The sequence below is a fragment of the Alteromonas sp. H02 genome (assembly GCF_059682525.1).
The window spans coordinates 2,283,105-2,305,370 of record NZ_CM185021.1 but is presented as its reverse complement, the minus strand read 5'-3'; the positions used below and the strand labels follow the sequence as shown (position 1 = coordinate 2,305,370).

Genomic DNA, 22,266 nt, shown 5'->3' with positions numbered 1-22,266 from the left:
ACAGAAATACCCAAAATTGCAGATATAGAATAATAATAACGACGACTTGTTCACGTGCGCACAGCGCTAACAGACAGGAATGGCAATGCAAGGTGTAAATTTTTCTTTCGATACTAACCGTGACAACGTAACGTTAACCATCTCCCCCGGCGAATTGGAACAGGAGCTCTCGGCAGAAGAGGTCCATAAAGCGCTGTGTGAACAGGGCTTTGATGAAGTCTATCTGTCTGAGAATGCCATAAAAACAGCCTGTGATAGGGCTAATCACCTGTTCAAAACCCGAGACAGTTCACAACAGGTGATCGAACAGGTTGGCGAACGACGCCATACCGAAGTTGAGTTTCGCATTAGCGAAGACAATATGAGCGCCTCTGCCATTCTCACAGCGCCTCACGGCGGTCAGTTACCGCGGGCTGAACAAATACAGGTCATGGCAAAGAATAATGGTATCCGTCGTGGCGTAGGCATCAAACGCATTCGCGCGTTGCTCGAAAGAGTTGCCGAAGCAGAGCCTGGTAGTCATGTTGAAGGTGAAATAGCCAAAGGGTTACCGCCCCGCGACGGCCACTCATCTAAACAGGTACCATTGGTCCCCAACGCGCTGGAGCGCGTGCTCAAACCTCAGGCCAAGACCGATAAAAAAGTCGATTTACGTAACCTGGGTGAAATTGTCTGCGTTAAAGCCGGCGCCGAAGTGCTGCGTCGCGAACCGCCCGGTAAAGGTCGCCATGGCTTTGATGTGCGCGGCAACGTATTGCCATCAAAAATTGGTGACTGGGTACCACTCAATCTGGGCAGCGGCACAGCGCTTAGCGATCACGATGAAAATCTGGTGGTCTCTACCATTGCCGGCATGCCCAAATATAACAACCTGGTGATGCAGGTGGACGATACTTTTATTTGTCAGGGCGTTAACGTGGGTACCGGCCATATCACCTATGAGGGCTCTGTGCTGGTTAATGGTGACGTGACTGAAAATATGATTGTTAAAGCCAAGGGCGATGTCACCGTAAATGGCTTTGCCGAGTCAGCACACATTCAGGCTGACGGCGATGTCATCATCACCGAAGGCGCCATGGGTAAACAATCCGACGTTCATAACGAATATACCTGCACTATTCAGGCGGGCGGCAGTGTTTATCTGCAGCACGGGCAAGGGCTCGACATTATCTGTAGTGGCAACCTCAATGTCGGTCGCCAGCTTGCTCATTGCCGGGTCATTACCGGTGGCCAGATTGTGGTGGGACAGCCGGATAACCCACAGGGAAACCTGTTTGCCTGTGAAATCAGCAGTCATGGCCCGGTCATTGCGGGTACCGTGGGGGCAGTCTCTGGCAGTACTTTGCGCATTGATTTCAGCATGGGCTTTAATCAGCTGCAGGCCCGCAAAGACAGTTTTGAGGAGCTGCTGCGCCAGATCCGCGGTAATGCTGAACGGCATAAACAGAAAATAGACAACATCAATAGCCGCGTTGTGCCCAAGTCGTTACTCAGCAAAGTTGACGAAGCTAAAGAATTGCTTAAAAACGAGTCGAACCTGCTGACCTGGATGGAGAGTAAATCGGTCGAGATGTCACAGGCCAAACAGCAGTATCAGGAAGCCGCTAAACTGATAGCCAACAAAAAACTGTACTCCGGCGTATCGGTTAAACTCAACAACCGCAACTGGCGTTCCGAACGGGAATACGACCGGGCGCAAGTCAGCTACGATATGCACCAGTGGAAATACGAACCATTGGTTTAATCCAAAAGGGCAGCTTAACGCTGCCCTTTCTATTTCTAACCTGAAGCCTCTCAGGTCTCCGCTATCATCACCTTACCACTATGGTGGCGGCGCGCCAGATATAGTGCCTGACTGGCTCTCTCGTACCAATCGGCAAAGATTTCACCCTCCTGCAAAGCGGCCAGCCCGATTGAAAACGGCAATAGCCGAATATCATCCCGGGGATGCGTTTCAATAGCATCCTTCAGGCGTTCGGCAAGGATTTTCGATGCGGCAATAGGCGTTTGCGGACACAGGATAATAATTTGTTCAGCACTCCAGCGCCCGGCAATATCGACCTCCCGTACGCTGCGCAGGCAGACTCTGGCCAGCTCACGCATGCCCTCTTCCGAAAATGGTTTATCGCCGGGATTTGGCCGCACATTCTGGGTAGAAAAATCAAACAGGATCAGCGTAGCCGCGGTGTGGAAACGGTTAAAACGAGACACCTCATCTTCTGCCCGGTGCAACATAAAGTTGCGGTTATACAGGTTGGTGGCGGTATCATGGGAAGATAAAAACTCCAGCATGCGATTTTTTTCCAATAATACCGACTGGAGGTTTTCCATCTCTTCCTGCTTTGAGCGTAATTCACGACTGTACCGGCGCATAATATTCCGCCGCCAGAACAGTGTGGCCAGGATTACCGCAACACAGGCAATGCCGAGCACCGCTAAACGAAAATCCTGATGGTACTGGCGTTTTACGTTGCTCCAGCGTTTATAGATATCCACCCGTGCCGCTTCCGGAATTCGCTCAATGGCGTCATTAATCTCTGCAACCAGTTCCGGGTACGCTTTATTTACCCCCATGCGCAGGGAATTATAAGGTTCGGCATAGCCAACAATGGCCATTTCCTGCATGTTCATTTTATTCAGTTCTGAGTTAATACTCAGCAGCGCTCCGGCGAAAACATCAACGTCACCACGGCTCAATGCCCGTAACCCTTCGCCTTCACTCTCGAACAACTGCAGGCTGAGCTGCGAAAAATAACGGGTCAGGTAGTCGGCCAGAAAAGAATCTTTTGCCACCCCCACCAACTGATTATTCAGCCCTTCCAGGCCCTGGTACATCACCTTGGCATCACGGGCAATAAGCACATTGGGCGATTGAAAATATGGCACCGTGAAATCAAGGTACACATTACGGTGCGCAGAACTATTGAGCATCGACATCAGCATGCATCGGCCGGTTTGCACATACTCAAGAGATTGCCGGAACGAATCGGTTTTAACCAGTTTGAAATTGAGGTTGGCCAGCTCCCCCACCAGTTTGAGGTAGTCGGCAGAGATCCCCACATGTTTATCATTGCGGAGCATTTCGTAAGGTACCCACGCCGGGTCAATACAGTAGGTTACTGTTTTTGGGCTGGCACTTGCCTTACCTGCAATAAAAGCGGCGCAGATAACAAAGCAAAGCGTAATTACTGTTCGTAAAATGAACATCACCATGTCATTTATTCTTGTTTTTACCCAGTATGCGTTGCAGCGTGCTTTAAATCAACATATTGAAACAATTACGAATAAAATCAATATAATGTTCAGGTATATCTGATTGGAAAATGTACACAGGGCCGCCTCAAGCAGCCCTGTGTTATTGGCACTCTGTTTACAGCATTTCCACTGCCAGCGCTACACCTTCGCCACCACCGATACACAATGAGGCAATCCCTTTACTCAGGCCTTTTTGTTTCAGGCCATGCAACAGGGTAACCAGGATACGGGCACCAGAGGCACCAATCGGGTGACCCAACGCACATGCACCGCCCTTAATGTTAACCTTGCTCTCATCCAGGCCAAGCTTCTTAATAGCCAGCATGGTCACCATGGCAAATGCTTCGTTGATCTCAAACAGATCCACATCGTCTTTGCTCCAGCCCGCTTTTTCCAGTACTTTTTCCATCGCGCCTACCGGAGCAACCGTAAAGTCTTCCGGTGCAATAGAATTAGTCGCATGGGCGACTACTTTCGCTAGCGGCGTTAAGCCCAGTTCAGCGGCTTTTGACTCACTCATTACCAACAGCGCAGCAGCGCCATCAGAGATAGAGCTTGAGTTAGCGGCAGTAACCGTACCATCGCGTTTGAACGCCGGGCGCAGCGACGGGATTTTATCCGGACGAGCAGACCCCGGGCCTTCGTCGGTGTCTACCACTATATCGCCCTTACGGGTAGAAATGGTCACCGGCACAATTTCATCGCCAAAGGTGCCACTATTGATCGCTTCGTTGGCTTTCGACAATGAACCAATGGCAAATTCATCCATCATTTCACGGGTCAAACCTTCTGCATCGGCAGTTGCCTGGGCAAAACAACCCATAGCCTGACCATCGTAGGCATTTTCCAGACCGTCCATCATCATGTGATCAAGCACTTTGCCATGACCCATACGATAGCCGCCACGCGCTTTAGGCAAAAGGTACGGTGCACCACTCATGCTTTCCATACCACCAGCAACAATCACTTCGGCACTGCCCGACTGAATCATGTCGGATGCCAGCATGACTGCTTTTAACCCTGAACCACACACTTTGTTAATGGTTACCACGCCTGCCGATAACGGTAATTCTGCTTTCAGTGAAGCCTGTCTGGCCGGTGATTGTCCCAAACCTGCTGGCAGTACACAGCCCATAATGACTTCGTCTACCGCAGCAACGTCAATATCACCGCATGCTGCTTTGATCGCTTCTGCGCCTAAATCAGTGGCTGGCAGCGTTGACAGCGATCCCATAAAACCGCCCATGGGAGTACGTTTCGCAGCTACAATAACGACAGATTCTTTACTCATAGTTTCCTTGCCTCAATTGAGATTTAAACAAATACAGATAACCACCTGCTCGAGCCTACTACTGCACATAGCCTACACCTGTATAAAAAAATAAACACACGACTTTGGTTTTATGTCAGCCATGACGTTTATAAATTTGACGTTAAATAAATGTTACATTAAATTCACTTTAACCTAACCCTAACGTTAACGTAAATCAATTTTACCAGTACAGTTATCACACCTGAAAGTAGGTGACATAAAGGATACCGGCAATGACCAATCAAAATAATGACGTAACCTACTCTATTGGTGAGCTCGCTAAAGAATTTGATATTACACCCCGTTCTATTCGCTTTTATGAAGAACAGCACTTATTAAGTCCCGAGCGAACCGGGCAAACACGTATCTACTGTAACAAAGACCGGGTCAGGTTAAAGCTAATACTGCGTGGTAAGAGGTTGGGCTTCTCGTTAGCTGAAATCAAGAACCTGTTTGAACTCTACGATAGCAACGCCAACTCCATGCTGCAACTAGAAGCCATGTTACAGATGACAGAACAAAAACGCGCCATCCTGCGCCAACAGCTCGACGATATTCAGATGCTCATGAATGAACTGGATGAAGTTGAAAAGCGTTGCCGCGACGAACTGGCCGACTTACAAAAAAGAGGTAGTTAAGCCATGACGACACATTACCCCACATTAAATTTTGATCTCGGTGAAGACATCGACATGCTGCGCGAGCATGTTCGTCAGTTCGCCTTGAATGAAATCGCCCCATTAGCCAGCCAGGCCGACGAAGATAATGCCTTTCCCAACCAGTTGTGGCCAAAACTCGGCGACATGGGTTTGCTTGGCGTCACCGTCAGCGAACAATACGGCGGTTCAGAAATGGGCTATCTGGCTCACACTGTCGCAATGGAAGAAATCAGCCGCGCCTCTGCCGGTATTGCCCTGAGCTACGGTGCTCACTCTAACCTGTGTGTGAATCAGATTTTCAAAAACGGCAATGACGCCCAGCGCGAAAAATACCTGCCGAAGCTGGTTAGCGGCGAGCACATTGGTGCGCTGGCCATGAGTGAACCCAACGCAGGTTCCGATGTCGTCAGCATGAAGCTCAACGCCCGCAAACGCGGTGATAAATACATCCTCAACGGCAACAAAATGTGGATCACCAATGGTCCCGACGCCCATACCTTTGTGATTTACGCCAAAACCGATGTCAGCGCCGGGCCCAAAGGGATTACTGCATTTATTGTCGAACGTGACTTCACCGGCTTTAGCCGTGCGCAAAAGCTCGACAAGCTCGGCATGCGTTCATCCAACACCTGTGAGCTGGTATTCGAAGACTGCGAAGTACCGGCCGAAAATATTCTCGGCGAAGAAGGCGGCGGCGTCCGTGTACTCATGAGCGGCCTCGATTACGAACGGCTGGTGTTATCCGGCGGCCCGCTGGGCATTATGCAGGCCTGTATGGACGTGGTCGTACCCTATATTCACGACCGCAAACAGTTTGGCCAGTCCATCGGTGAGTTTCAGCTGGTGCAGGGCAAAGTGGCCGATATGTATACCCAGATGAACGCCGCGCGCGCCTATGTGTATGCGGTAGCAAAAGCCTGTGATCGCGGCGAAACAGCACGTAAAGATGCTGCTGGCGCAATTCTCTACTCAGCTGAGCTGGCTACCAGAATGGCCCTCGATGCCATTCAGCTACTGGGCGGCAATGGATATATCAATGAGTTTCCTACCGGCCGCCTGCTACGCGACGCCAAATTGTACGAAATTGGCGCGGGTACCTCAGAAATACGCCGCATGCTGATTGGTCGGGAGCTGTTTAAAGAATCAGCCTGAACCAACAATCCTTACTAACGACAGGACACAGAGGAGGCACTATGCCTGTACTCACCAGTCAGGTTAATCCACAAAGCGATGCCTATAAACAAAACCAACAAGGCATGCAGAAAGTGGTGGATGATCTGCAAACTACTATCGCGACCATAGTAAAAGGTGGTGGCGAAAAATACGTGGCCCGGCATAAAGCCAAGGGCAAGTTGCTGGCCCGTGAGCGTATCGATGCGCTACTCGATGCGGACTCACCATTCCTTGAAATTGGTCAGCTGGCCGCCCATAACGTGTATGGCGAAGAGGTACCCTGTGCTGGCGTAGTAGCCGGTATTGGTCTTATTCACGGCAGTGAATGTATGGTGGTGGCCAACGATGCCACCGTGAAAGGCGGCAGCTACTACCCCTTAACCGTTAAAAAACACCTGCGCGCCCAGACCATTGCCGAGCAGAATCACCTGCCCTGCGTTTATCTGGTAGACAGCGGCGGCGCTAACCTCCCCCGTCAGGATGAGGTATTTCCGGATCGCGATCACTTCGGCCGTATTTTCTTTAATCAGGCGCGAATGTCGTCGATGAACATACCGCAAATCGCGGTCGTTATGGGCTCTTGCACCGCTGGTGGGGCCTACGTGCCGGCTATGGCCGATGAAAGCATTATCGTGAAAGAGCAAGGCACTATTTTTCTGGCGGGCCCGCCACTGGTTAAAGCGGCTACCGGCGAAGAAGTCAGTGCCGAAGAGCTTGGCGGCGGCGATGTGCATACCCGGGTATCCGGTGTTGCCGACCATCTGGCTAATAACGATCTGCACGCCCTGGACATTGCCCGCAACGCGGTAGCCCGTTTAAATCGTAAGAAGCCGGAGACCACCGCGAATCAGGCGGTAAAACCACCGCGTTATCCTATCGCCGAGCTGTACGGCATCGTGCCGCAGGATCTGCGCCAGCCCTTTGATGTCAGAGAAGTGATTGCGCGAATTGTCGATGACTCCGACTTTGATGAGTTTAAAGCCCGCTACGGCACCACTTTAGTGTGTGGTTTTGCGCATCTGTATGGCATGCCGGTAGGCATTGTGGCTAACAACGGCATTCTGTTTGGCGAGTCAGCCCAGAAAGGCGCTCATTTTGTGGAGCTATGCAGCCAACGCAAGATCCCGCTGATATTTCTGCAGAACATCACCGGTTTTATGGTGGGTAAACAATACGAAGCCTCCGGTATTGCAAAACACGGCGCCAAAATGGTCACTGCCGTAGCCTGCGCCAACGTCCCTAAACTCACCGTGCTGATCGGCGGTAGTTTTGGTGCCGGTAACTATGGCATGTGCGGGCGTGCCTACGATCCCCGATTTATGTTTATGTGGCCCAACGCGCGGATCTCCGTTATGGGTGGCGAACAGGCCGCAGGCGTACTGGCCCAGGTGAAAAAAGACCAGGCCGAACGTGCCGGCACCAGTTGGACTGATGCCGATGAGCAGGCAGTCAAACAGCCGGTTATCGACAGCTATGAGCAACAAGGCCACCCGTACTATGCCTCAGCCCGTTTGTGGGACGACGGCGTTATCGATCCGGCGGATACCCGCAAGGTGCTGGGTTTAGCATTAAGCGCCAGTCTCAATAAACCCATCGAGGATACGCAGTTTGGCGTATTCAGAATGTAGGGGGAAATGATGACCGAACACGTATTATATGAGGTTAACGAACAAGGCGTGGGGCGCATTACGCTAAACCGTGCCGATAAACACAATGCCTTTAATGAAGACATGATTGCCGGGCTAACCGCCAGCTTTGAGCGCGCCGGTAACGATCCTGCCGTGAAGGTAGTAGTACTGGCCAGTAACGGTAAAAACTTCAGTGCCGGTGCTGATTTAAACTGGATGCAGAAAATGGCCGGCTACACCGAAGCGCAAAACCGCGCCGACGCCATGAATCTGGCTACCATGTTACATACCCTGTATACCCTGCCTAAACCGACCATTGCCCGGGTTCAGGGTGCGGCCTACGCCGGTGCGGTGGGCCTGATTGCCTGTTGCGATATCGCCATCGCCTGCAAGCTCAGCAAGTTTTGCTTAAGCGAAGCTAAAATCGGCCTGGTCCCGGCCACCATCAGCCCCTACGTTATCGAAGCCATGGGCAAGCGCATTGCTAAACGTTACTTTATGACCGCCGAAGTGTTTACTGCCCGCCGTGCCCGTCGTCTGGGTCTGATCAGCGAAGCAGTGAGTGAAGACCAGCTCGATGCCACCATCGAACAACTTACCGATACACTGCGCCGCAATAGCCCTGAAGCCGTCAGCCAGTCAAAGCTACTGGTGAATACCGTGGCCGGCCAGCCTGTTGATGAGTCCATGCGCGCGCTCACCAGCGACTGGATTGCCCGGATCCGCGTATCCGAGCAGGGTCAGGAAGGCCTTAACGCCTTTTTGCAAAAACGTCCGCCAAACTGGTTACCAGCAGGGTCAAAGGAGTAAGTCATGTCAGTCACCAACAACATCAAAAAAGTACTGATTGCCAACCGTGGCGAGATTGCCTGTCGGATTATCGCCACGGCACGTCAGCAACATATCCGTTCTGTAGCGGTGTATTCTGAAGCCGACCAGCATGCCATGCATGTTAAACAGGCCGATGAAGCCGTTGCGATTGGCCCTGCCCCGGCCAGTCAGAGCTATCTGGTGCAGGACAAAATCATAGCGGCGGCCAAACAGTGCGGCGCCGATGCCATTCATCCGGGCTACGGCTTTCTGTCGGAAAATGCCACCTTTGCCAAACGCTGTGAACAGGAAGGGATTATTTTTATTGGTCCGCCGGCCAGTGCCATTGAAGCCATGGGCTCTAAATCCCGGGCTAAACAAATTATGGAAGACGCCGGCGTTCCGCTGGTGCCCGGCTATCATGGCGATGAGCAAAGTGCTGAGTATTTACTTAGTGAGGCCCGCCGGATTGGTTTTCCGGTGATGCTTAAAGCTGCAGCCGGCGGCGGTGGTAAAGGCATGCGTCAGGTGTTAACCGAAGCCGGTTTTCAGGAGGCTCTGGACGCTGCTAAACGGGAAGCCAAAGCCAGTTTTGACGACGACCTGATGCTGGTCGAAAAGTTTTTAACCGAGCCCCGCCATGTGGAAATTCAGGTCTTTTGCGATCAGCACGGTAACGGTGTTTACCTGTTCGACCGTGACTGCTCAGTGCAGCGCCGCCATCAGAAAATTATTGAGGAAGCACCGGCACCGGGCATTAGCGATACCGTGCGTCAGCAGATGGGCGAAAGTGCCCTCGCCGCGGCCAAAGCTATTAATTATGTGGGCGCCGGCACCGTTGAATTTCTGCTCGATGGCGATGATTTCTATTTTATGGAAATGAATACCCGCCTGCAGGTTGAGCATCCGGTAACGGAAATGGTTAGTGGTGAAGACCTGGTTTCATGGCAGCTTGCGGTGGCCGCGGGTCAGCCCCTGCCAAAAACGCAGCAGCAATTGCGCTGTAGCGGCCATGCCTTTGAGGTAAGGCTGTACGCCGAAGATCCGGATAATGAATTTTTACCCTCCACCGGTTTGCTTAAACGCTTACGTTTTCCGGCTGAGGGCGATGGCGTGCGGGTCGATACCGGCTTTACCGAAGGTGATACGGTGAGCGTACATTACGACCCCATGCTGGCAAAGCTCATCACTTACAGCGATAACCGTGAAAAAGCCTTGGCAAAAATGCTCAACTGCCTGGAACAAACCCGGGTTGCCGGCGTGACCACCAATTTACCCTATGTACACCGGGTGCTGGAAAACGCCGATTTCGCTGCAGCCAGATTAACCGTTCACTTTATCGCCGAGCACAGTGAGGCCCTGGTGCCCAGGGCGTTTAACACCGATTATCTGCCCGCTATGGCGTTTTGCCTGTTTAAAACCATGCAGTCTGATAGCGCGCCACTGACTGATGAAGGGCTCAAAGGTTTCCGCTTAAATCATCAGCGCCAGTACTATCTTTCAGTGCAGTGTCAGGGTAAAGCCTATCTGCTCTTGGTCACTGCGAATGATGGTCAGCTCAGCGTCACCTGCGAGGATGATCACTGGCAGGTAAGTGGCGACTGGCATAATGAAACCCTCAACCTGACTGTCGATAATTACCAGCGCCGCTATACGGTTTGCCCGGACAGCGCTGACGGCTGGGTGTTGTTTGACGGTGCCAGCGCCCTGCCCTTTACGTTGCAGCGCCCAGATTTCGGCCAGCATGAAGATGCCCACGAAAATGAATGTGTTGCTCCCATGAACGGTACCGTGGTTAAGCTACTGGTCGAGCCTGGCAGTAAGGTAACTAAAGGCACTTCGCTGCTAATCCTGGAAGCAATGAAAATGGAGCACAACGTCAAGGCCCCGGCCGACGGCGAAGTTGCACAGTTTTATTATCAGGCTGGCGATATGGTTGACGGCGGCGCAGCCCTGCTGGAGTTTGTCGCTGATGAGTAATTATCCCAGCCAGGTCAGCATTGTAGAAGTTGGCGCTCGTGACGGCTTACAAAATGAAGCCTCGGTGATCGAACTGCCGGTGAAGCTGGCGTTTATAGACGGCCTTTTGCGCGCTGGTCTAAAACGCATAGAAGCCGGTAGTTTTGTGTCACCTAAATGGGTGCCTCAAATGGCCGACAGCGCAGCAGTGTTTAACAGCCTACCGCAGAACTCAGGCGCCACCTTCAGTGCCCTTACGCCTAATGAAAAAGGCATGCTGGCGGCTATCGAGGCAGGCGTTGATGAAGTTGCGGTATTCGCCGCCGCCTCTGAAAGCTTTTCCCAGCGCAACATTAATTGCTCCATAGAGCAAAGCCTGCAACGTTTTGAACCGGTCTTCCGTTTAGCCCGCCAGCATAACCTGCGGGTTCGCGGCTATGTGTCCTGCGTGATGGGCTGCCCCTATGAGGGCGCTATCAGGCCGGATGCCGTGCTGGCGGTTAGCCAGACACTGCTCGACAAGGGCTGCTACGAAATCTCTCTGGGCGATACCATAGGTACCGGCACGCCGGGACAGACGTCGCGTTTGTTGAGCACCTTATTGAAGACCATCCCCGCATCGAAACTGGCGGTGCATTTTCACGATACCTACGGTCAGGCGCTGGCCAATATTCTGGTTGCCTTACAGCATGGTATCAGCGTGATTGATTCGGCCGCCGGAGGCTTGGGCGGCTGCCCATATGCTGCCGGTGCCAGCGGCAATGTCGCCACCGAAGACGTAGTATATATGCTAAACGGCATGGGGATTGAGTGCGGCGTTGATATTAATGCGTTAGTAGCGGCGTCGACACAAATATTCGACCATCTTAACCATGAGCCAGCCTCCCGGACAATGCGGGCATTGCTGGCTAAAAATCATAACGTTATGTGAGCAGAATGACGGCCTGATTGTCTATCAGGCCGGTTGCTGTTTTTCCTTTGGTAAAATAAAACTTAAGCCAATGCCGACCAGCAGCATTACCGCCATGGTAGCGACGATATTGATGTCAAAGGCTGACTTGAGCGCCGCATAGAGTGCGCCAAACCCCAGCAAAATAATACCGATTGCCGTATTACTGAAGGCCACCAGTTCGGTGCGCTGCTGGCCGTCTTTCACATCCAGGCTATAGGTTTTACGGCCTGTGCGTACACCAGTATGGGCCACGGCCAGCACAAAGAACAAGCCGCCGGAAATCCACAGCGAATGACCCGGCAATAATAACAAACCGCCACAGGCAATAAGCGCCAGCACACCGGCCAGTTGCAGGGTGAGCCTGGCGCTATAATCCGCCACGCTACCCCAGATAAACGAAGAAAGCATGGTTGCTGCGGCCTGCGCGCCAAGATAAAACGGTAACAGGCTGGACGCTTCCTGCTCGGTTTCGAGCATAAAGTAAGGCGCTACCAGAGCGCTGTGAACAAACAGCCCCCGAACCACAATAAACTTGTACACCACGGCATCGAAATCCCACCAACTGTGACCGCCCTGCCGTTCATCTTCGTCTGCCTCGACGCAGGATTTTACCGGCAATAAAATAAACAGGCCGAGTAACATTGCGGTGACCGCGCCGATGAGCAAACCAAAGATCAGAGTTTCACCCAGCTGGTCAGCAAAATACACCAGCGGTACGGCGATAATTAACGTTAGTACGCCTGAGGTGGTAGACGCTATGCCAAGTAGTTTTCCCCGATCGCCTTTATCCGCCACATCCGCCTGAATATCTTTCATGGTCAGCGAGCAAGCCGAGCGGCCTAAACTCAGCAAACACAAACCGCCCAATACAAACCAGCCGGCGGTCATGCCCTCGTACCAGAGAGCGCCAAGAATAATAGCCAACAGGGAAAACGACTGCACGATCATGCCCAACCGCCAGACATGATGACGCGCCGGATAGTTGCGCAGCACCACACCAATGGCGGCCTGAGGAAGCAAGGCTCCGGACTCACGTATCGGCACCAGCCAGCTAATCATCCAGGCAGGCGCACCCAGGGCCAACATCAGGGCCGGTAAGGTTGTTTTAGCTGAAATAAGCAGATCGGCGAGTTTAGTGCTGGCCAGGCTGGCAATTAAGCGGAGTTTAGCAGAGTTCACAGCGCAGTCCCCGGTCTGAAAGCCCCCCTTTCGACCGCCTTAGTAATTGATTTGGCTGTAGTATACGCCGAAAGCCAGATTTGAGATCCCCCAAACAGGCACAACAGTACTAAAGGCTAACAGCACGCAGCTATTCAATCCTATTCTCAACCAGGGTTTTGATGTTTTCCAGGCCCACCTGAATATCTTTGCCGAGTTTGTCATCAAAAAACAGCAGCTTATAGCGGTCAATTATATTGATTCCAACATTACCCCGACTGCTCCAGATCAACATCGTGCTGTTATCCTGGGGTTTAAGTCGCATTTCGCCATGTGCCTTTATGCCCTGCGTCTCATTGTTCACGCTGTAAATCAGTTGCCGGTTAAACTGCAAAGCGGTAATTTCGATACTGCCGCGGCCTATAATTTCGCTGCTCCAGCGGGATCGCATACCGATGGCGCGATCCGGACCGTCGTAGGTAATAACAGCATTGCTATCCTTCTGGAACCAGGTTCCCCACTGCTCCCACTTTCGTAAATCTACAATGGCAGCATAGACTTTATCAGCGGGGGCATTTATTTCGATGGATTGCTCAATGTGAAATTCATCTGGCAGGAAAAGCCCGGTCAGAATGACTAAAAAAGCCACAATAAACAGATTTATAAACCATTTACTGCCCAACATATTGTCTCCCGTTGAAATCACCTTGGCCAATTATAACATTAATTTAACAAAATGAGAGTTTAACAACCTTTTTTGTTTGAACTAAATCAAATAAAGGGTTATCACTCAATAAGCGACCACCTTAACAGCACCACTCGTCGATAAAACCGTCGTAACACCAATAAACTATTAATCTTGCAACGTGCAGCGTTTGGTTTCATGTCACATAGTGCGATGGCTTATTGAACGCGAAAAATGACCCATAAGCGGGTAACGGTAGCCCTTAAAGTATAATCTGAACGCACTGGAATTCACCTTTTCGATGTAACCACGTTAAACAACCGTTTTGCAATAATGCCGGTCAGTGATTTTGTCTGCACAGGCTCTCATTTACGATTAACGGTTTTGCTACAATTAAATTAATCTTTATTTACACCAACACCGCTTGAGCATTTATTATTCAAGGCGTAAGATGGTGAAAAATAATGTAATTTAATTACAAATACCCTATCCTTAAAAAATTGGATACGGTCGTTCAGACCGGCCGGCATTAGCCGTTACCACACAGCGCGTCGATGGAGAAACAGAATGTCCGACAAGAGCCCTCGTTATATCAGTAATCTTACCCGCGATACCTATGCATTAATCCTCGCCGGTGGCCGGGGGTCACGATTACACGAACTCACTACCTGGCGGGCCAAACCTGCACTTTATTTTGGCGGTAAATTCCGCATCATCGACTTTCCGCTGTCTAACTGCATTAATTCGGGCATTCGCAGAATTGGTGTTGTCACCCAATATAAGTCTCACTCGCTGATTCGGCATTTGGTACGTGGCTGGGGGCACTTTAAAAAGGAACTGGGCGAGTCAGTGGAAATTCTGCCTGCGTCACAGCGCTTTTCGGAAAACTGGTACGAAGGCACCGCCGATGCGGTATTTCAGAACATCGATATTATCCGTGATGAATTGCCTAAATTCGTGATGATTTTATCCGGCGATCATATTTATCGTATGGACTACGCCAACCTGCTGGCCCGCCATGTCGAAACCGGTGCCAAAATGACGGTGTGCTGTATGAAGGTGCCACTGGAAGAAGCAGCCGGCGCATTTGGTGTCATGTCGGTCGATGAAGACTATCGCATTAAAGGTTTTACCGAAAAGCCAGCTAACCCGGACCCGGTGCCTAACGAACCGGATTTATGTCTGGCTTCTATGGGTAACTACGTCTTTGATACAGAATTTTTGTTTGAGCAATTGGCGCGTGACGCCGAAACCTCAGGCTCTGAGCGCGACTTCGGTAAAGACATTATACCCAGCATTATCAAAGACCACGACGTATTTGCTTATCCTTTCCAAAGCAGTGAAAACGAACATGTTTACTGGCGTGATGTGGGCACGCTGGATTCTTTCTGGGAAGCCAATATGGAAATGGTAGCGCCGGTTCCAGCGCTTAATTTGTACGATCGTAAATGGCCAATCTGGACTTATCAGGAGCAATTACCGCCAGCGAAATTCGTTTGGGAAGACCACGACCGCCGCGGTGAAGCCATCAACTCGGTGGTCTCTGGTGGCTGCATTGTTTCCGGCTCGACCCTGCGTCGCTCACTGTGCTTCTCAAATGTGCGGGTCCACTCTTATGGCCTGATTGAGGAAGCCGTGATCCTGCCAGACGTGGAAATCAAGCGTCACTGTAAATTGCGCAAGGTCATTATTGACCGCGGCTGCGTTATTCCTGAAGGTACCGTCATTGGTTACGATCATGAAGAAGACCGTCGCCGCGGCTTCCGCGTCTCCGAAAAAGGCGTGGTGCTGGTAACCCGCGAAATGCTTGGTCAGCCAGTGGGCGGCACCGCCTTAGGTTGATACTTCTACCCGTGGACCTGGCGCTTAGCCAGGTCCTGCGGCAACCGTAACGACGTCCAGCCAAACACGAGTATTGATAACGCAAACGGAATAGCCAGCCAGTCAAGTGCAGCTACCAACCCTCTCAGTTCACCCAGACTCGCCGCGTAATGCTCGCTCAGCACGCCGACAAAAGTTGGCCCACCGCCAAGCGCAATCAGATTCAGAACAAAGAAAAATAACGCGGTAGACATGGCCCGGCAATTGGCCGGTGACAGCGTTTGTGCCATGGCAAAACACGGCCCGAAATAAGTGCCGCTGGTGACCTGCAATAAGGTAAAACCAGCGATCGCCACCCACAGTGTTTCACTGTGAATAGCCAGCATAAAAGCCGGCACACCAACGCATAGCGCCAGGGCTGGCAGGCGCGCATAAGCGCCAGGATTGCTACGACCCCAGTTATCGGCAATAACGCCACCAGCCCACACGCCAATGGCATACAAGGTACCGTTGATAACGCCAAACACTACCAGTAACCAGACAATGTCCACTTCGCTGAAACGCCGGACGAAGTAATCCATCTGCCAGCCAATCACGGCATAGTTAGCAAACGACGACAACGTAATGCCCAGTACCATACCCCACCAACTCGGCGTTTTAAGCAGCTCAACAAGACTATCGAGCAGGGGTCGCTGCCGCTCTTGTTCGGTTTGCTGGCGAACAGGCTCTTTTACAGTAAGTTTAAGCACAATAGCCAGTACAATGCCGGGTAACCCCACTGCTATCATTACCGAACGCCAGTTAGCCTGGCCTCCGCTGAGCACATAAGCTGAGGCCAGATACGCCAGCATAATGCCAAAGGGAATGCCAAGCGCATAAAGCGCCATGGCCGTGGCCCGCTCTTTCGGGGCAAAGAGATCAGCAATCATACTGTGCGCAGGTGGCGTACCGCCGGCTTCGCCAATCCCCACACCAATCCTGCACAAAGCCAGTTGCAGGTAGTTGCCCGCCAGGCCCGACAGAGCGGTAAAGCCACTCCATAAACTTAACGATACGGCAACGATATTAACCCGGCTGTAGCGATCTGCCAGCCAGGCCACCGGAATGCCCATTACCGTATATAACACCGCAAAATAGATCCCTTTGAGGTAACCCAGCTGCGCATCATCGAGCCCTAAATCCTGTTTGATAAACGGAGATAAAATACCAATGATCTGACGGTCGATAAAATTAAACGCGTACACCAGCGTCAGCATCAGCAATACGTAATACCGATAACGATCAGGCTTTTCAGTGGGGGTAACAGAATTAGGGTTCACACATCACCTGTGATACAAATACATTAACAAGCAGACTTATGGCGGAATATCATTAAGAATAAGTCGCAACGCGGCCAGCGAGCCGGGATAATACCATTCTATTTATCTGATGTTGAACTCTGTATGCACATAGACAAACTATTAGCCCTGACTTCCGACGTAACTACTATAAACGATAATGAGTGGCTGATGACCCACCCAGGCCTGCCCGATACCTGGGGTCAGGGGCGCACTGCATTTGGTGGTATCACTGCCGGTTTCCTGCACCATGCTCTGGCTCAGGTGGTGGATAAGGACCGTAGCTTACGCGCTTATCACACCAATTTTGTCGGGCCGGTGAGTTTCGATAAACCACTGGAACTGGTTGTTGAGAAATTACGCTCGGGGCGCAACATGTCGCAATACCTGGCCAGACTGCAGCAGGATGGCAAAGTCTGTGTTTGTGTGCAGGCCTGTTTCGGTGTAGAGCGCAGTTCAAAAATACAGGTGGATAAACTGCCTTCCCATTCGATGAAGCTGCCGCAAAAAGCCAAGTTTATTCCGCAAATTCCTAAGGTGACACCGCGCTTTTTCCGTCACTACCAACTGGCTATCGAACAAGGCCAGATCCCGTTCAGCTGGAGTAAGCACAGTCATTACCATGGCTGGATGCGCTTTAAAGAGGCCGTCAGTGACTTTAATTACACTCACCTGATCTCACTGATTGATGCCTGGCCGCCGGCTATCATTCAGCAACTCAAATTACCGGCACCGGTAAGCACCGTAAGCTGGGATATTGAATTGGTGCAACCACTTGCGCTAACTACCGAAAATCCCTGGTTTGGCTACCAGGTAGATACCAAACTCGCCAGTGGTGGCTATGCCCACACCGAAGCAACCATCTGGGACGATAAAGAGCGCGTAATCGCTCTCAGCCGCCAGACCATCGCTGTCTTCGATTAAGTTGTAGCACCCTTCAGACATAAAAAACCCGGCACACGCCGTAATGCCAGTCAGTTAAGCTGACTGGCATTTTTCTTTGAGGGGTATTTAGCCGGTCTATTCCTTACCACTCGTGGATAATACCTGTCAGGTCGTTTGTCCGGTAACCTCATCATCCTCAACGATTCCATCAGGTATTCATAGTGAACTGGCAGTTTGGTCACTGTGTCTGGGATAGTGGTCAGGAAGAACACAATGATATGTCTCATGCAGAGTCCGAAGCTAAGTCGAGAGGGAGATAAATCCGGTATGTCTTTTACTGCATCTAGCATCATCATCCTAATCAGGTTGTAGGCGAGCAATAGTCCCCACAGTTCCTGACGCACCATCTCAGGTTTCTTACTACGAAGCGTTAGTTTTGCCTGATGCAGAGTCTGTTTCATTTCCCTGAAGCCCAACTCTATTTCCCAGCGCTGAACATACACATCAACAACGTCTTCATAGGGAAACTGCATCGCATCAACCATTGAACTAAGCACCCGATAGGTCTTTCCGTCGATTTCGTAGCTGGTCAGTCTCGCTTCGATGGTTTCCGGTAAACCATCGAACTTCTTCCTAGCCTGAGGAGAAGTTTTCAGTGTGACAATAGCATCATCTTCACTTAGTTGATGTTTTACTGTGTATTGTAAATCTTTACGTGCAGGGAGCATCCAGTGCGTGTTGACCCCTTTAGTCATCCACAAGTAGAGTAATCCCAGCGAGTAATAGCCTCTGTCGAACAGGGTCAGAGAGTTATCAGGCACCGAAGGGATAAGCCGTTCAGCGAGGGACATCTCTCCTACATTACGACTATCAAATTCACTGGCCAAAAGAAGGTGGCTGGACGTTTCCATCAGGCTGCACATGCGTACCTGCGGGTACGGATTATCACCCTTGGCATTCCGGTCACAACCAAATGCATTAAGGTTCTCCGTAGTATCCTGAGTACGAAACATCACGCCATCAACCGCCAGTACATTTAAACCACACCACTGCTCAAAAGCGTACTCACCAAATGCCCGCTGTGCCATCAGTTTAAAAGTGTGCCCGACGGCATCTTCCCCCAGTCGTTGGCGCGCTTGTACCACCGCACTAGGCGCAACAAAACGATTTTTACCCGGTAGTGAAACATCGAGTTTATTCGCAATGTCCCAGACAGGGTCGTTACGGAAAAGACTCATACCAACAATAGTAAAAACAACCGAATCCAGAGGTAATCGTCGACGCCTGACGGTCGCTACACCCGATAATTCATAAGCTTGCTGGAGAAGTTCGGGGTCAACGAAAGACATCAGTTTATCGATAGCATTCAAATCTTCTGCATGACCAAATGTATCATCGAGGTGTGTAAGTAAAGACATAAAAAAATCCGATACCAGAGACTGATATCGGATTGTGAACCCGTAGAAAGATCGGTCAACCGATCAGTATAAATTTCTTAACTGATCGGCATTAGGCACACGCCGGGTAAATTTTTAACGCACTTATTATTATTATAAAGCTAGCAAGGTAAATTGCCGGAGTCAGAACTCACTGCCCCGACAACCTTTAACTAATCAGTGGAGAGCTACTGCTAACTCTCCACAGGTTGGTTGGGAGGTTGATTAGTTAAATCCGTAACGAACACCCAGCGCATAGCGTGTGCCATACTGGCGGGCAAACAGGAACTGCTCCTCATAACGGCCGTAACCCTGTTCCGTCTCGTTGTTCAGGTTTAACGCATCTAAGAACACGGTGAGGTTTTCATTGATGTCGTAGTTAATGCTCATATCCACCTGACCATAGTCTTTAAAGAACTGTGGTGGTGCATCAGCAGAACCCTGAGCCTGACCAACGCCTAACAGGTAATCATCACGCCAGGCGTAAGTCACCTTCACTGACAGACCGTCTTTTTCATAAAACGCCTGCAGGTTAGCTGAGTCGCCCAAACCGGTTAATGGCGCCTGTTGAGTAAGACTGTCTACATCAAACTCTACATCACCGTTAACGAAGGTGGCGTTCACGTTAAACCCAAAACCGGTTTCACCAATCATGTGCTGCAGCGCCACTTCCACACCATCTACCGATTTTGCATCAGTGTTATTTGGCTGGCTGACATTCCACACAATCAATGGATCATTGCTGTTTGGCTCAATCTGACCGTCGGCATTACCATGACCATTGGCCAGCATCTGATCGAAGATCGCGGTGCTGGTTGCCTGCTCACCGCGGGCTTCAATATCGGCAATCGCCTGCTGATAGCGCGGACCATTGTAGATGTCGTACAAACCATCGATGGTGGTTTCGGTAATCGTGGTCTGAATGAAGTTATCAACGTCTTTCTTAAACCATACGATTGACGCGTAACTGGCTTCACCGTAATAGTACTCAAGCGCTACATCGAGGTTAGTCGACTCGAACGGTAACAGGTTCGGATTACCCTGTGAGCCAGTTCGTGAACCTGGTTTCGGGCTACCGCTCAGGGCACGACCACCGGCTAAGAAGCCCAATGGTGCACGTGACATAGTTTTACCCCATGATACCCTGGCCTGTAACTCGTCGGTAACGTCCAGACGGAAGTCGATCGACGGCAGGAACACATCGTGTGAGCCTTCCTGGGTCAGGTAGTTGGCGGTACCGCCTTCCTCGTACTGCATGATCCACTCAGAGGCTGCCACCCAGTTTACCTGCTGCTCAACACGCTGACGTACAGTACTGGTTACATCCGTTTCTTCATAACGGGCACCGGCAATCAACTGTGCTGGATAGTCACCAATATCAAATTCCCATTCGGTCTGAACGTAAATACTGTTGGTCACTTCCTCTACTTCACTTTCGCCCGTGATGCCATTGAAGTAAGCATCAGGTACATAAGCGTCGCCGCCCATGATGTCTTCAGTCAGGTAGGCCATTTGACGCGCTACGGCTTCATCGAAGTCGTAGGTGTAGTAATAGTTAGGCATCAGGTCAGCGCCACCACCAGCGAACTCATCCAGGAAACTACCAGTGTCATATCGGGTAAACATGCTGTCCGGGAAGATTTCCGGGAAAGACGGGTTAAAGCCCGGACCGCCGCGCAGACCGCTCCACGCATTGGTGCCGTACATGGTTTGCTCAGTGCGGGCAAAACCAAATTTAACCAGCGGCATAGGGATATCAAATTTAGAGTTGTACCACTCACCGTCAAACTGCAGCTGTTCTACATTTGATTCACCCGGCGAGTGAATAAACTGACTGAAGTTAGAGTCGATTTCACTTGGCATTAACTCGTTGGTGCCGTTTTGCCATCTGATAAAAGCAGACGGTACTTCACCGTCACGGTAGTCGTATATTTTGGTTATCAGTTTATCCGAACCCAGAATAATCTGGCCATTACTGCCCATGCCGTCGTCTGCACCGTTATCGATTTCATTGCTGGAGTCGTGATAATCAATGTTGAACTTCAGATCGTCAGTCACCTGCCAGTCGATATTCAGACCGATTGAGCGGGCATCTACCTCTGTGGTTTCACGGAAAGCGGTAAATGAGCCATCGTTCCCACCAATATCTGCGTAAATTGCCGTACCGTTTTCATCCAGCTCGTAACCGTTAATGTTACCGCCAAATTCATTCCAGATACCCCAGCCAACACTCTCCAGCCCCACAATCGCATTGGTCATGGTGTAGTCGAGTGTCATGGTAATGTCGTCGTTAGGCGCATATTGAAACGTCAACTGAGCATTGGTACGGTCGTTTTCCACATTGTCGATACCATAGTTCATATCTTTCGGGAAAAAGTAGTTACCAATGCGGTTGCCTTCATCATCCACGGCGCGCGGATCGATCATGGTGGATTCGTTATATTCCGGCAAATCCACATTCGCCTGCCAGCCCTGAATATTGGCCTGCTGACGCTGGAAGTCACGCTGATAATGAGAGAAGCTTACCGCAAATCCCAGTTTATCATCGTTGAAAGTATTACTGTAAATACCGGCGATTTCCGGCGTTACATCATCCCCTTCCACTACAGACGTATCATGCAGCGCTTTGGCCATAAACGAGTAACGTTGACCTGGTTGTTGTAATGGCTTTGAGGTAACAATGTTTACGGTCGCCCCCAAACCACCGCTTGGCAGTTCGGCCTTGGCCGTTTTGTACACTTCCAGGGCACTGACGCCCTCAGAAGAAAGGTGTTGCAGGCTGTAAGAACGGGTAAAACCCGTACCCGGCATCTGACGACCGTTTAAAGTGATCAGGTTAAAGCCCGGGCCAAAACCACGCACGGTGATTTCACTCCCCTCACCGTTGGCACGGCTTACCGAGACACCCGTAATACGTTGCAGTGATTCAGCCAGGTTAGAGTCCGGGAATTTACCCATTTCTTCCGCTGAAATCGCATCCATCACACCCGGCGTGCTGCGCTTGATATCCATGGCACGAATTAAACTGCCCCGGATCCCCTGCACTTCGATAACTTCTACCGACGGATCCTGATCAGACTCGTTACCTTCCTGCGCGAAGGCTGCCTGACCTGCGGTGCCCAGCAATAACCCTACGGCTATGGCCAGACGATTTTTATTAAAAGTTGTGTAGTTCATAGTTCGATACTCACGTTTT

At 50.9% G+C, this 22,266-nt stretch carries 16 protein-coding genes; 9 read left to right on the top strand and 7 right to left on the bottom strand.

Features of this window, described 5'->3' with window-relative positions; genetic code table 11:
- Nucleotides 1–85: 85 nt before the first annotated feature.
- Entirely contained in the window at nt 86–1,744 is a 1,659-nt protein-coding gene (locus tag AC566Q_RS10650) for a flagellar assembly protein A (protein WP_499616515.1), read from the top strand.
- Nucleotides 1,745–1,794: 50 nt separating this feature from the next.
- On the opposite strand, the gene AC566Q_RS10645 is transcribed toward AC566Q_RS10650, so the two are convergent.
- Entirely contained in the window at nt 1,795–3,213 is a 1,419-nt protein-coding gene (locus tag AC566Q_RS10645) for a transporter substrate-binding domain-containing diguanylate cyclase (RefSeq protein ID WP_499616514.1), read from the bottom strand.
- Nucleotides 3,214–3,370: 157 nt separating this feature from the next.
- Nucleotides 3,371–4,546: a thiolase family protein gene (locus AC566Q_RS10640; protein WP_499616512.1), complete on the bottom strand. Its 1,176-nt coding sequence runs from the start codon at nt 4,544–4,546 to the stop codon at nt 3,371–3,373.
- 254 nt (nt 4,547–4,800) lie between these two features.
- Between AC566Q_RS10640 and AC566Q_RS10635 the strand changes: the two genes are divergently transcribed.
- The 6 genes from AC566Q_RS10635 to AC566Q_RS10610 are packed head-to-tail and all read left to right on the top strand — an operon-like array spanning nt 4,801 to nt 11,727.
- Entirely contained in the window at nt 4,801–5,205 is a 405-nt protein-coding gene (locus tag AC566Q_RS10635) for a MerR family transcriptional regulator (RefSeq protein WP_499616510.1), read from the top strand.
- Nucleotides 5,206–5,208: 3 nt separating this feature from the next.
- A complete protein-coding gene (locus AC566Q_RS10630) occupies nt 5,209–6,378 on the top strand; it encodes an isovaleryl-CoA dehydrogenase (RefSeq protein ID WP_499616508.1) in 1,170 nt (389 codons plus the stop codon).
- Nucleotides 6,379–6,419: 41 nt separating this feature from the next.
- The gene (locus AC566Q_RS10625; RefSeq protein ID WP_499616505.1) at nt 6,420–8,027 is read left to right on the top strand and encodes a carboxyl transferase domain-containing protein; all 1,608 of its coding nucleotides are present in this window, start codon (nt 6,420–6,422) and stop codon (nt 8,025–8,027) included.
- A gap of 9 nt (nt 8,028–8,036) precedes the next feature.
- Entirely contained in the window at nt 8,037–8,837 is an 801-nt protein-coding gene (locus AC566Q_RS10620) for an enoyl-CoA hydratase/isomerase family protein (protein WP_105935870.1), read from the top strand.
- A gap of 3 nt (nt 8,838–8,840) precedes the next feature.
- The gene (locus tag AC566Q_RS10615) at nt 8,841–10,817 is read left to right on the top strand and encodes an acetyl/propionyl/methylcrotonyl-CoA carboxylase subunit alpha (RefSeq protein WP_499616502.1); all 1,977 of its coding nucleotides are present in this window, start codon (nt 8,841–8,843) and stop codon (nt 10,815–10,817) included.
- Nucleotides 10,810–11,727 (top strand): hydroxymethylglutaryl-CoA lyase, encoded by a 918-nt coding sequence (locus AC566Q_RS10610; protein WP_499616500.1) that lies wholly within the window; start codon nt 10,810–10,812, stop codon nt 11,725–11,727. The genes AC566Q_RS10615 and AC566Q_RS10610 overlap by 8 nt, the downstream gene beginning before the upstream one ends.
- Before the next feature lie 24 nt (nt 11,728–11,751).
- Here AC566Q_RS10610 and AC566Q_RS10605 read toward each other — a convergent pair whose 3' ends face one another.
- Both AC566Q_RS10605 and AC566Q_RS10600 read right to left on the bottom strand, forming a co-directional pair.
- On the bottom strand, nt 11,752–12,927 hold the full coding sequence (locus AC566Q_RS10605) for an MFS transporter (protein ID WP_499616497.1): 1,176 nt from the start codon (nt 12,925–12,927) through the stop codon (nt 11,752–11,754).
- Between the two features lie 130 nt (nt 12,928–13,057).
- Nucleotides 13,058–13,591, bottom strand: coding sequence for an SRPBCC family protein (locus AC566Q_RS10600; RefSeq protein WP_499616495.1), 534 nt, complete (start codon nt 13,589–13,591; stop codon nt 13,058–13,060).
- Between the two features lie 567 nt (nt 13,592–14,158).
- On the opposite strand from AC566Q_RS10600, the gene glgC reads away from it, so the two are divergent.
- A complete protein-coding gene (gene glgC / locus AC566Q_RS10595) occupies nt 14,159–15,433 on the top strand; it encodes a glucose-1-phosphate adenylyltransferase (RefSeq protein WP_499616492.1) in 1,275 nt (424 codons plus the stop codon).
- A gap of 5 nt (nt 15,434–15,438) precedes the next feature.
- On the opposite strand, the gene AC566Q_RS10590 is transcribed toward glgC, so the two are convergent.
- Entirely contained in the window at nt 15,439–16,731 is a 1,293-nt protein-coding gene (locus AC566Q_RS10590; protein WP_499616489.1) for a spinster family MFS transporter, read from the bottom strand.
- A gap of 123 nt (nt 16,732–16,854) precedes the next feature.
- Here AC566Q_RS10590 and AC566Q_RS10585 point away from each other — a divergent pair, with 123 nt between their 5' ends.
- Nucleotides 16,855–17,673 (top strand): acyl-CoA thioesterase, encoded by an 819-nt coding sequence (locus AC566Q_RS10585; RefSeq protein WP_499616486.1) that lies wholly within the window; start codon nt 16,855–16,857, stop codon nt 17,671–17,673.
- Between the two features lie 50 nt (nt 17,674–17,723).
- On the opposite strand, the gene AC566Q_RS10580 is transcribed toward AC566Q_RS10585, so the two are convergent.
- On the bottom strand, nt 17,724–19,052 hold the full coding sequence (locus AC566Q_RS10580) for an IS4 family transposase (RefSeq protein ID WP_499612139.1): 1,329 nt from the start codon (nt 19,050–19,052) through the stop codon (nt 17,724–17,726).
- A gap of 243 nt (nt 19,053–19,295) precedes the next feature.
- Nucleotides 19,296–22,247, bottom strand: coding sequence for a TonB-dependent receptor (locus AC566Q_RS10575; protein ID WP_105935877.1), 2,952 nt, complete (start codon nt 22,245–22,247; stop codon nt 19,296–19,298).
- Nucleotides 22,248–22,266: the final 19 nt, after the last annotated feature.

Bases quoted from the DNA above. Each gene is read 5' to 3' on its own strand.
- AC566Q_RS10650 (WP_499616515.1), top strand. From the start codon at position 86: ATGCAAGGTGTAAATTTTTCTTTCGATACTAACCGTGACAACGTAACG.
- AC566Q_RS10615 (WP_499616502.1), top strand. From the start codon at position 8,841: ATGTCAGTCACCAACAACATCAAAAAAGTACTGATTGCCAACCGTGGC.
- AC566Q_RS10640 (WP_499616512.1), bottom strand. From the start codon at position 4,546: ATGAGTAAAGAATCTGTCGTTATTGTAGCTGCGAAACGTACTCCCATG.
- AC566Q_RS10585 (WP_499616486.1), top strand. From the start codon at position 16,855: ATGCACATAGACAAACTATTAGCCCTGACTTCCGACGTAACTACTATA.
- glgC (WP_499616492.1), top strand. From the start codon at position 14,159: ATGTCCGACAAGAGCCCTCGTTATATCAGTAATCTTACCCGCGATACC.
- AC566Q_RS10580 (WP_499612139.1), bottom strand. From the start codon at position 19,052: ATGTCTTTACTTACACACCTCGATGATACATTTGGTCATGCAGAAGAT.
- AC566Q_RS10610 (WP_499616500.1), top strand. From the start codon at position 10,810: ATGAGTAATTATCCCAGCCAGGTCAGCATTGTAGAAGTTGGCGCTCGT.
- AC566Q_RS10635 (WP_499616510.1), top strand. From the start codon at position 4,801: ATGACCAATCAAAATAATGACGTAACCTACTCTATTGGTGAGCTCGCT.
- AC566Q_RS10575 (WP_105935877.1), bottom strand. From the start codon at position 22,247: ATGAACTACACAACTTTTAATAAAAATCGTCTGGCCATAGCCGTAGGG.
- AC566Q_RS10600 (WP_499616495.1), bottom strand. From the start codon at position 13,591: ATGTTGGGCAGTAAATGGTTTATAAATCTGTTTATTGTGGCTTTTTTA.
- AC566Q_RS10620 (WP_105935870.1), top strand. From the start codon at position 8,037: ATGACCGAACACGTATTATATGAGGTTAACGAACAAGGCGTGGGGCGC.
- AC566Q_RS10630 (WP_499616508.1), top strand. From the start codon at position 5,209: ATGACGACACATTACCCCACATTAAATTTTGATCTCGGTGAAGACATC.
- AC566Q_RS10625 (WP_499616505.1), top strand. From the start codon at position 6,420: ATGCCTGTACTCACCAGTCAGGTTAATCCACAAAGCGATGCCTATAAA.
- AC566Q_RS10645 (WP_499616514.1), bottom strand. From the start codon at position 3,213: ATGGTGATGTTCATTTTACGAACAGTAATTACGCTTTGCTTTGTTATC.